Raw genomic sequence first — 8,872 nt, forward strand, 5'->3', positions numbered from 1 at the left:
GTCAGGGAGTTCCTCCGTCATGGCTGTCCGCGCCGCCGTCCTGCCCGCCGTCGGCTCCCCGCTGGAGATCACCGGCATCGACCTGCCGGACCCCGGACCCGGCCAGGTCCGCGTCCGGCTCGCCGCCGCCGGGGTCTGCCACTCCGACCTGTCCCTGTCCGACGGCACCATGCGAGTCCCGGTCCCCGCCGTCCTCGGCCACGAGGGCGCCGGCACGGTCGTCGCCGTCGGCAAGGGCGTCACCCACGTCGCGCCCGGAGACGGCGTCGTCCTCAACTGGGCCCCGTCCTGCGGCACCTGCCACGCCTGCTCGCTCGGCGAGGTCTGGCTGTGCGCCAACGCCCTCGGCGGCGCCGCCGACGTCTACGCCCGCACCACCACGGGCACCGAACTCCACCCGGGCCTGAACGTCGCCGCGTTCGCCGAGGAGACGGTCGTCTCCGAGGCCTGCGTCCTCCCGGTCCCGGACGGGGTCCCGCTCACCGACGCGGCCCTGCTCGGCTGCGCCGTCCTCACCGGCTACGGCGCCGTCCACCACTCGGCCCAGGTCCGTCCCGGCGAGACGGTCGCGGTGTTCGGTGTCGGGGGAGTGGGCCTCGCGGCCCTCCAAGCGGCCCGGATCGCGGGCGCCTCGAAGATCGTCGCGGTGGACGTGTCCGCCGAGAAGGAGGAACTGGCCCGCAAGGCCGGCGCCACCGACTACGTCGTCGCCTCGGACACCACCGCCCGGGAGATCCGCGGCCTCACCGGCAAGCAGGGCGTCGACGTCGCCGTCGAGTGCGTCGGGCGCGCGGTCACCATCCGCACGGCCTGGGACTCCACCCGCCGCGGCGGCCGCACCACGGTCGTCGGCATCGGCGGCAAGGACCAGCAGGTCACCTTCAACGCCCTGGAGATCTTCCACTGGGGCCGCACCCTCTCCGGCTGCGTCTACGGCAACTGCGACCCCGCGGCGGACCTCCCGGTCCTGGCCGAACACGTCCGGGCGGGCCGCCTCGACCTGAGCGCGATGGTGACGGAACGGATCTCCCTCGAGGGCATCCCGGCGGCGTTCGAGAACATGCTGGCGGGCAAGGGCGGCCGGGCACTGGTCGTCTTCTAGCCCGTCTCCCTCCTGTACCCCGGCCTCCACCCGAGGCCGGGGCCCGAGGCGTGCCCGCACGCGCAGTCGGTGCCAAGTACAGGTAAAAGTCCTGGTGCACGACCCGTTGACGTCCATACCGTCCGGTCAGTACGTTCCCGGAACCCGAGCCACCCCCCGTTCCGTCCCCGCACCCACCGGAGCGTGCACCGCATGGACACGGCACCTTCCGCTCAGCCCGCCACCACCACCGAGCCCGCCGCGGGCAACCGCCGCCGGGTAGCCACGGCGGCAGCACTCGCCTCGGCCGTCGAGTGGTACGACTACTTCGTCTTCGGTATCGCCGCCGCCCTGGTCCTCGGCGACCTCTACTTCCCCGCGGGCAGTTCCACCGCCGGCGTCCTGGCCTCGTTCGCCACCTTCGCCGTCGGCTTCCTCGCCCGCCCCCTCGGCGGCATCGTCGCCGGGCACCTCGGCGACAAGCGCGGCCGCAAGCCGATGCTGGTCCTCGCGCTCACCCTGATGGGCGTGTCCACCACCGCCATCGGCCTGCTCCCGACGTACGACACCATCGGCGTCGCCGCCCCGATCCTGCTCGTCCTGCTCCGCGTCGCCCAGGGCGTCGCCGTCGGCGCCCAGTGGGGCGGCGCGATGCTCCTGGCCACCGAGTACGCCCCCGAGGGCAAGCGCGGTGTCTACGGCAGCGTCGTCCAGCTCGGCGTCCCCATCGGCGTGGTCACCGCCAACACCGTCTTCCTGCTGGCCGGCGCGCTCACCACCGACTCGGCGTTCGCGGCCTGGGGCTGGCGCATGCCGTTCCTGGTCGGCTTGCTGGTCCTCGCCCTCGCCTGGTACATCCACACCCGCGTCGAGGAGACCCCGGCGTTCCGGGAGGCCGAACGCGCGCTCGCGGAGCAGGAGAAGGCCGAGCAGAGCTCGCCGCTGCGCACGATCCTGCGCGGTCACCTCGGCACGGTGCTCCTCGCGGGCGGTTCCTTCGCCGTGAACACCGCGACCTTCTACATCCTCATCACCGGTGTCCTCGACTACACGACCCGTGAGCTGGACATGAAGAAGGGACCGGTGCTCATGGTCTCGCTCTGCGTCAGCCTCACCCAGCTCGTGCTGATCCCGGCCGCCGCCGCGCTCTCCGACCGCATCGGCCGGATCCGCATCTACGCCCTCGGCGCGGCCGGCATCGCCCTGTGGGCCGTACCGCTCTTCCTGCTGATCGACACCGGCTCGCTGCTGTGGCTCGCGGTCGGCACGTTCGTCGCCAGCTGCTTCCTGAGCATCATGTACGGCCCCCAGGCGGCCCTGTTCGCCGAGCTGTTCACGCCCGAGATGCGCTACACCGGCGCCTCCCTCGGCTACCAGATCGCGGCCGTCGCCGGCGGCGGCCTCGCGCCCTTCGTCATGGTGCTGCTGCTGGAGGCGACGGGCACGTCCATGGCCGTGTCCGGCTACATCATCGCGCTCTCGGTGATCGCACTGGCCTCGATCAAGGTCCTCGCCGGCCGGGCACGGCCGACGGGACCTGAAGCGGCCCCGGGGTCCGAGCCGGAGTCCGCGTCCGAGTCGGACTCCGAGTCGGAGGCGGGGTCCGCGGCCGGGTCAGCGGGCTGAGTCCGGGGCCCGTTCGGGCCGTGGTTCCGGAGCCGCTCCCGGAGCCTCGGCCCGAACCGCCGCCCGCGACCGGGACCGGGACACCGCCACACCCGCCAGGCACAGCACACCGCCGGCCAGGGTGAGCAGCCCCGGCACCTCGCCGAGGAACAGCCAGGACATCAGGACGACCAGCGCGGGCGCCGCGTACGTCGTCGCGCCCATCCTGCTCGCGGTCGTCCGGGACAGGGCGTACGCCCAGGTCGTGAAGGCGAGGGCGGTCGGGAAGACGCCCAGGTACACCATGTTGAGCGTCGCGGAGACCGGGGCTTCGGCGGCTTCCTGGACGAGCTGCCCGGCGAACGGCAGGCACACCACCGCGCCGACCAGGCAGCCGAACGTCGTCACCTGCAAGGGGCTCGCCGTGCCCAGCGCCGGCTTCTGCGCCACGACACCACCGGCGTACGAGACCGCCGCCAGCAGACAGAGCACCACCCCGAGCACCGAGGACCCGCCCTCGCCGGACATCGAGAGACCCACGGTCACCGCTCCCGCGAACGACACCGCCATCCCCGCCAGCAGCCGCGGCGGCATCGGGTCACCGAGCAGCCGGTTGCCGAGCAGCGCGATCAGGATCGGCCCGGTGTTCACGACCAGGGCGGCCGTACCCGCGTCCACCTGCTGCTCGCCCCAGTTGAGGACGACCATGTAGAAGCCGAACCACAGCAGGCCCGATATCGCGATGCCGCGCCAGGCCGTGCGCGGCGGCCACCCCTCCCGCCGCAGCAGGAGGATCAGTCCCAGCGTCAGGGCCCCGGCCAGCAGCCGCCCGAGTGCCAGTGCACCCGGCGAGTACGCGTCACCGGCGCTGCGGATCGAGACGAAGGCGGAGGCCCACAGCACCACGGTGATCGTGGCGGCACCGGCGGCCAGCAACTCCGCCCGGCGGGCGGGAGGGGGGAGGGAGTTGATCATCATGCTCCAGAGGCTAGGGGGGACGGGGGGACGAACGCTCGCGGTTTTCGGACCGGGCGCCGAGGCCTTTACGGCGGTGTGTCAGGGCCTGTCCGGCCAGGTTTCGGGGTCAGCTCAGTGCCCCCGGCTCCACACCCAGCAGGTCGAAGAGGGCCCGCTCTCCGGCCGCCGTCACCTTCACGGCCCGCCCGGAGCCGATGCGTACGCACCACCCCGCGTCCAGCGCGTGCCGGCACAGGGCCGCGCCCGCCACGCCCGCGAGGTGGGGGCGCCGTTCGGTCCAGTCCAGACAGGCCCGGGCCAACGGCCGCTGGCCCCTCCGTTCGAGGCCGATCCCGGCGGACTCGAACCACGTCAGCCCCGCGTCGGTGAGCGCGAACCCGGTGTCCTGCAAGAGCAGCCCGCGCGTGGTCAGCGCGTCGGTGACCGCGATGCCGAGCCGCCCGGCGAGATGGTCGTAGCAGGTGCGGCCCCGGGCCATCGCCGAGCCGGCGTTCGACTCCCGCAGGGTGCGCGGCCGTACGGTCGTGCCCGGCGCGACCTGTGCCGCCAGGTCCTCCACCAGTTGCGCGACCCGCGCGTCGGCCAGCCGGACGTACCGGTGCCGGCCCTGCCGCTCCTCGGCGAGCAGCCCGCCCGCGACGAGCCTGCCCAGGTGCTCGCTCAGCGTGGACGCGGCGACACCGGCGTGCCGTGCCAGCTCGCTCGCGGTCCACGCGCGCCCGTCGAGCAGTGCCAGCAGGCACACCGCCCGGGTCTCGTCCGCGAACAGTGCCGCGAGCCGTGCCAGGCCCGTGGCCTTCGGGTCCCTCGTCGTCATGCCCCCAGCATGGAACACGGATCCTTCGGCGGCCGCCGAAGCGTCGCTACGCCGTGCGCCGCACCTGCTCGTACTGCCGTGCCAGTCCGTCCAGCAGGGCCGTCAGGCCCGTCTCGAAGGCCCGCTCGTCGATCTTCTCCTGCTGCTCGGCGAGGAGGTGGGCCTGCTGGAGGTGCGGGTAGTCGGCGGGGTCGTAGGCGCTCGCGTCGTCCACGAAGCCCCCGGCGAACGAGCCGAGCGCGGAGCCCATGACGAAGTAGCGCATCAGCGCGCCGATGGACGTGGCCTGCGCGGGCGGCCAGCCCGCCGCGACCATCGCGCCGTAGACGGCGTCCGCGAGGCGCAGCCCCGCCGGGCGGCGGCCGGGGCCCCGGGCCAGCACGGGGACGATGTTCGGGTGGTCCCGCAGCGCGGCCCGGTAGGAGACGGCCCAGTCGTGCAGCGCGGTCCGCCACTCCCGGCCGTCCTGGAACATCGTGAGGTCCACCTGGCCGCTCACCGAGTCCGCGACCGCCTCCAGGATCTCGTCCTTCGTGCGGAAGTGGTTGTAGAGCGAGGGCCCGCTGACCCCCAGTTCGGCGGCGAGCCGTCGCGTCGAGACGGCCGCGAGGCCCTCCGCGTCCACGAGCGCGCGGGCCGTCTCGACGATCCGGTCGGTGCTGAGCAAGGGCTTGCGCGGTCGGGCCATGGCGCACATAGTAGGGCTGCGCAGATAAACTAGCAGTGCTAATTTAAATGTGCGGCTTTCAAGCGGTTTTCAAATGGACGGCTCTCAATGGGGTGACGTGTGGTGAATCTGGAGCTCAGCGAGGAGCAGACCGCGGTCCGGCAGCTCGCGCGGGACTTCGTGCAGCGGGAGATCACTCCGAACGTCGTCGCCTGGGACCGGGCCGAGGAGGTCGACCGGTCGATCGTGAAGAAGCTCGGCGAGGTCGGCTTCCTGGGGCTGACGATCGACGAGCGGTACGGCGGGTCAGGCGGCGACCACCTCGCGTACTGCCTGGTCACGGAGGAACTCGGCCGGGGTGACTCGTCCGTGCGGGGCATCGTCTCCGTCTCGCTCGGGCTCGTCGCCAAGACCGTCGCCGCCTGGGGGAGCGAGGAGCAGAAGCGGCAGTGGCTGCCGGGGCTGACTTCCGGCGAGTCGGTCGGCTGCTTCGGCCTGACCGAGCCGGGCACGGGCTCCGACGCGGGCAACCTCGCGACGCGGGCGGTGCGGGACGGCGACGACTACGTCGTCAACGGCACCAAGATGTTCATCACCAACGGCACCTGGGCCGATGTCGTCCTGCTCTTCGCCCGCTCCACGGACGCCCCCGGCCACAAGGGCGTCTCCGCCTTCCTTGTTCCCACCGACACGCCAGGTCTGACGCGCCGCACGATCCACGGGAAGCTGGGGCTGCGCGGCCAGGCCACGGCCGAGCTGGTGCTGGAGGACGTACGGGTGCCCGCCTCGGCGCTGCTGGGTGAGGAGGGCAAGGGCTTCTCGATCGCGATGTCCGCCCTCGCCAAGGGCCGGATGTCGGTCGCCGCCGGCTGCGTCGGCATAGCCCAGGCGGCGCTGGACGCGGCCGTGCGGTACGCGGGCGAGCGCGAGCAGTTCGGGAAGACCATCGCCCACCACCAGCTGGTCCAGGAACTGATCAGCGACATCGCCGTGGACGTCGACGCCGCCCGGCTGCTGACCTGGCGGGTCGCGGACCTGATCGACCGGGGGCAGCCGTTCGCCGTCGAGTCGTCGAAGGCGAAGCTGTTCGCCTCGGAGGCGGCCGTCCGCGCCGCGAACAACGCCCTCCAGGTCTTCGGCGGCTACGGCTACATCGACGAGTACCCGGCGGGCAAACTGCTGCGGGACGCCCGCGTGATGACCCTCTACGAGGGCACTAGCCAGATCCAGAAGCTGGTCATCGGGCGTGCCCTGACGGGGGTTTCGGCGTTCTGACGGCCGTTTTTCCGGCTTTCTGAGTACGCGCCTGAGTACTTCGGCGGATGTGGCGCGGGCCACGTCCGCCGATGCTTGCCCCCATGAGTGAGACACCGGGCAAGCAGCAGAACACGGCCGCCTTCTACGGCCAGGCCGTCGCCTCCTTCGCCGTCGCGATGGCGGCCACCGCCATCGGCATCTACCAGCTGAGCGCCGATGCCTGGGTGCGGGGCTTCCTCGCCATCGCGGTGCTGTACCTGGTCACCTCCTCCTTCACCCTGGCCAAGGTGATCCGGGACCGGCAGGACGGTCCGGCGGCACCCTCGTACACCCCCTTCGAGAAGCACTGACCGGCCTTACTAAGCGCCCGCTCACCTTCGGCGGTATGGTGGTGCCCCTGCCAGTGGAGAGGGGCGAGCGGATGGGTACGGCGGAGGAGACGGCCGGCGGCGAGGCGCAGGCGTGGGGCGAGGTCACGCCCGACGCGGCGCGGCGGCTGCTGATCGCCGCGGTGGAGGCCTTCGCCGAGCGTGGTTACCACGCCACGACGACCCGGGACATCGCGGGGCGCGCCGGGATGAGCCCGGCCGCGCTGTACATCCACTACAAGACCAAGGAAGAGCTGCTGCACCGCATCAGCAGGATCGGGCACGAGAAGGCCCTGGAGATCCTGCGGACGGCCTCCCGGCGCGAGGGCACCGCCCGTGAGCGCCTGGCCGACGCGGTCGGTTCCTTCGTCCGCTGGCACGCCGGCGGGCGCACCACCGCGAGGGTCGTCCAGTACGAGCTGGACTCCCTCGGTCCGGACGCCCGCGCCGAGATCCTCGCGCTGCGCCGGCAGTGCGACGCCGAGGTGCAGGGGATCATCGAGGACGGCGTGGCCGCGGGCGAGTTCGACGTGCTGGACGTGAAGGGCACGACCCTGGCCGTCCTGTCGCTCTGCATCGACGTGGCCCGCTGGTTCAACGTCGAGGGGCCGTGGACGCCGGACGAGGTCGGCACGCTCTATGCCGACCTCGTGCTGCGGATGGTGGGGGAGAAGTAGCCCGCCGGGTCAGAGGTAGTAGCGGGCGACGGACTCGGCGACGCACACAGGCTTGTCGCCGCCCTCGCGCTCCACGGTGAAGGCGACGGTGACCTGGGCACCGCCGGTCACGTCCTCGACGCCGGTGATGGTGGCGGTGGCGCGCAGCCGGGAGCCGACGGGGACGGGGGCGGGGAAGCGCACCTTGTTGGTGCCGTAGTTGACGCCCATCTTCACGCCCTCGACGGCGATCAGCTGCGGTCCGAAGAGGGGGAGCAGCGACAGGGTCAGATAGCCGTGCGCGATGGTGGTGCCGAAGGGGCCCGCGGCGGCCTTCTCCGGGTCGACGTGGATCCACTGGTGGTCGCCGGTGGCCTCGGCGAAGAGGTCGATCCGCTTCTGGTCGACGTCGAGCCAGTCGGTGTACCCCAGTTGCTCGCCCACCGCCGACTTCAGTTCGTCGACGGACGTGAAGATCCTCGGCTCTGCCATGACCGGCCTCTCGCGTCAGAAGGTCTGCGTGCTCGTGTTTTTGCTAAGCGACTGCTTAGCATGGTCGGCTGCGGGGGCCCTGTCAACGGTCGACGGTAGGGTTCGAGGAGTGCCCCAGATTCCAGAGAAGATCCATGAGCTCACGGTCGGCCAGCTGGCGGCGCGCAGCGGGGCCGCCGTCTCGGCGCTGCACTTCTACGAGTCGAAGGGGCTGATCAGCAGCCGCCGCACCTCGGGCAACCAGCGCCGCTACTCGCGTGACGCGCTGCGCAGGGTGGCTTTCATCCGGGCGGCGCAACGGGTCGGCATCCCGCTGGCGACGATCCGCGAGGCGCTGGCGGAACTCCCCGAGGAGCGGACGCCGACGCGGGAGGATTGGGCGCACCTCTCCGAGGCCTGGCGCTCGGAGCTGGACGAACGCATCAAGCAGATGGAACGCCTGCGCGACCACCTCGCCGACTGCATCGGCTGCGGCTGCCTCTCCCTCGACGCCTGCGTCCTCTCCAACCCGGACGACGTCTTCGGCGAACGCCGGGCGGGGTCCCGTCTGATGGTCGAGGGGCGGGGTGGGCGCTGATGCCTGCGGCGGCCTGTGCTGCTTCGGTGGGGGTGCGCGTAGCGCGTGATGCCGGGTGGTGGGGCGGGGCCGCGCCGGGGGGTGTCCGTCCTCGGAACGGCGCGATGGACTCGGATACCAACTAACCGTCCGTTGACGCGCCAACCGCTGCGGGCGGACACCCCCCGACACGTCCCCTTCCGCGACACGGCGGGTGCGGGCGCGTCGTGGCTCGGCTGCCGCCGGCCGCTGCTGCGGGCCACCCGTCCGCTTGGCTGCGGGCAATCGTGCCGCTAAGGGCGGCACGGGTGGGCGCAGCGGCACCCCGCACCGCCGGGCTGCCCCCGGGTGGTCCCGTACGGCGATGTCACCTCGGCCGTCCAGCAGGAGACGTA

The 8,872-nt window shown here is 72.2% G+C and carries 10 protein-coding genes; 6 read left to right on the forward strand and 4 right to left on the reverse strand.

From position 1 onward, the window contains the following. The first annotated feature begins 19 nt into the window (after positions 1–19). Together ABZ016_RS36115 and ABZ016_RS36120 are read left to right on the forward strand one after the other, a co-directional pair. Entirely contained in the window at positions 20–1,102 is a 1,083-nt protein-coding gene (locus ABZ016_RS36115; RefSeq protein ID WP_356920952.1) for a Zn-dependent alcohol dehydrogenase, read from the forward strand. A 192-nt stretch (positions 1,103–1,294) separates the two neighbouring features. After that, complete coding sequence (locus ABZ016_RS36120) at positions 1,295–2,707, forward strand: MFS transporter (protein ID WP_356920953.1); 1,413 nt, start codon at positions 1,295–1,297, stop codon at positions 2,705–2,707. On the opposite strand, the gene ABZ016_RS36125 is transcribed toward ABZ016_RS36120, so the two are convergent. The 3 genes from ABZ016_RS36125 to ABZ016_RS36135 form a co-directional block, all read right to left on the reverse strand. Beyond that, positions 2,696–3,664 carry a DMT family transporter gene (locus ABZ016_RS36125; protein ID WP_356920954.1) on the reverse strand — a complete coding sequence of 323 codons (969 nt, stop codon included), beginning with the start codon at positions 3,662–3,664 and terminating at the stop codon, positions 2,696–2,698. The two genes, ABZ016_RS36120 and ABZ016_RS36125, sit on opposite strands and share 12 nt — an antisense overlap. Positions 3,665–3,770: 106 nt before the next feature. Continuing rightward, the gene (locus ABZ016_RS36130) at positions 3,771–4,481 is read right to left on the reverse strand and encodes a winged helix-turn-helix domain-containing protein (RefSeq protein WP_356920955.1); all 711 of its coding nucleotides are present in this window, start codon (positions 4,479–4,481) and stop codon (positions 3,771–3,773) included. A 46-nt stretch (positions 4,482–4,527) separates the two neighbouring features. Then, on the reverse strand, positions 4,528–5,178 hold the full coding sequence (locus tag ABZ016_RS36135; protein WP_356920956.1) for a TetR/AcrR family transcriptional regulator: 651 nt from the start codon (positions 5,176–5,178) through the stop codon (positions 4,528–4,530). 93 nt (positions 5,179–5,271) lie between these two features. Between ABZ016_RS36135 and ABZ016_RS36140 the strand changes: the two genes are divergently transcribed. The 3 genes from ABZ016_RS36140 to ABZ016_RS36150 all read left to right on the forward strand — a co-directional run bounded on the left by ABZ016_RS36140 (position 5,272) and on the right by ABZ016_RS36150 (position 7,450). Beyond that, on the forward strand, positions 5,272–6,423 hold the full coding sequence (locus ABZ016_RS36140; protein WP_356920963.1) for an acyl-CoA dehydrogenase family protein: 1,152 nt from the start codon (positions 5,272–5,274) through the stop codon (positions 6,421–6,423). 83 nt (positions 6,424–6,506) lie between these two features. Continuing rightward, positions 6,507–6,755 (forward strand): YiaA/YiaB family inner membrane protein, encoded by a 249-nt coding sequence (locus tag ABZ016_RS36145; RefSeq protein ID WP_356920957.1) that lies wholly within the window; start codon positions 6,507–6,509, stop codon positions 6,753–6,755. Between the two features lie 71 nt (positions 6,756–6,826). Next, positions 6,827–7,450 carry a TetR/AcrR family transcriptional regulator gene (locus tag ABZ016_RS36150; RefSeq protein WP_356920958.1) on the forward strand — a complete coding sequence of 208 codons (624 nt, stop codon included), beginning with the start codon at positions 6,827–6,829 and terminating at the stop codon, positions 7,448–7,450. A 9-nt stretch (positions 7,451–7,459) separates the two neighbouring features. On the opposite strand, the gene ABZ016_RS36155 is transcribed toward ABZ016_RS36150, so the two are convergent. Next, complete coding sequence (locus ABZ016_RS36155) at positions 7,460–7,921, reverse strand: MaoC family dehydratase (protein WP_356920959.1); 462 nt, start codon at positions 7,919–7,921, stop codon at positions 7,460–7,462. Positions 7,922–8,030: 109 nt separating this feature from the next. Between ABZ016_RS36155 and soxR the strand changes: the two genes are divergently transcribed. Then, positions 8,031–8,498: a redox-sensitive transcriptional activator SoxR gene (soxR, locus tag ABZ016_RS36160; protein WP_356920960.1), complete on the forward strand. Its 468-nt coding sequence runs from the start codon at positions 8,031–8,033 to the stop codon at positions 8,496–8,498. Positions 8,499–8,872 lie beyond the last annotated feature (374 nt).

The organism is Streptomyces sp. NPDC006372, from assembly GCF_040612515.1.
Taxonomy (GTDB): Bacteria; Actinomycetota; Actinomycetes; order Streptomycetales; family Streptomycetaceae; genus Streptomyces.

Excerpts from the sequence above, each read along its gene's own strand:
- ABZ016_RS36115 (WP_356920952.1), top strand. The coding sequence starts at position 20 with ATGGCTGTCCGCGCCGCCGTCCTGCCCGCCGTCGGCTCCCCGCTGGAG.
- ABZ016_RS36120 (WP_356920953.1), top strand. The coding sequence starts at position 1,295 with ATGGACACGGCACCTTCCGCTCAGCCCGCCACCACCACCGAGCCCGCC.
- ABZ016_RS36125 (WP_356920954.1), bottom strand. The coding sequence starts at position 3,664 with ATGATGATCAACTCCCTCCCCCCTCCCGCCCGCCGGGCGGAGTTGCTG.
- ABZ016_RS36130 (WP_356920955.1), bottom strand. The coding sequence starts at position 4,481 with ATGACGACGAGGGACCCGAAGGCCACGGGCCTGGCACGGCTCGCGGCA.
- ABZ016_RS36135 (WP_356920956.1), bottom strand. The coding sequence starts at position 5,178 with ATGTGCGCCATGGCCCGACCGCGCAAGCCCTTGCTCAGCACCGACCGG.
- ABZ016_RS36145 (WP_356920957.1), top strand. The coding sequence starts at position 6,507 with ATGAGTGAGACACCGGGCAAGCAGCAGAACACGGCCGCCTTCTACGGC.
- ABZ016_RS36150 (WP_356920958.1), top strand. The coding sequence starts at position 6,827 with ATGGGTACGGCGGAGGAGACGGCCGGCGGCGAGGCGCAGGCGTGGGGC.
- ABZ016_RS36155 (WP_356920959.1), bottom strand. The coding sequence starts at position 7,921 with ATGGCAGAGCCGAGGATCTTCACGTCCGTCGACGAACTGAAGTCGGCG.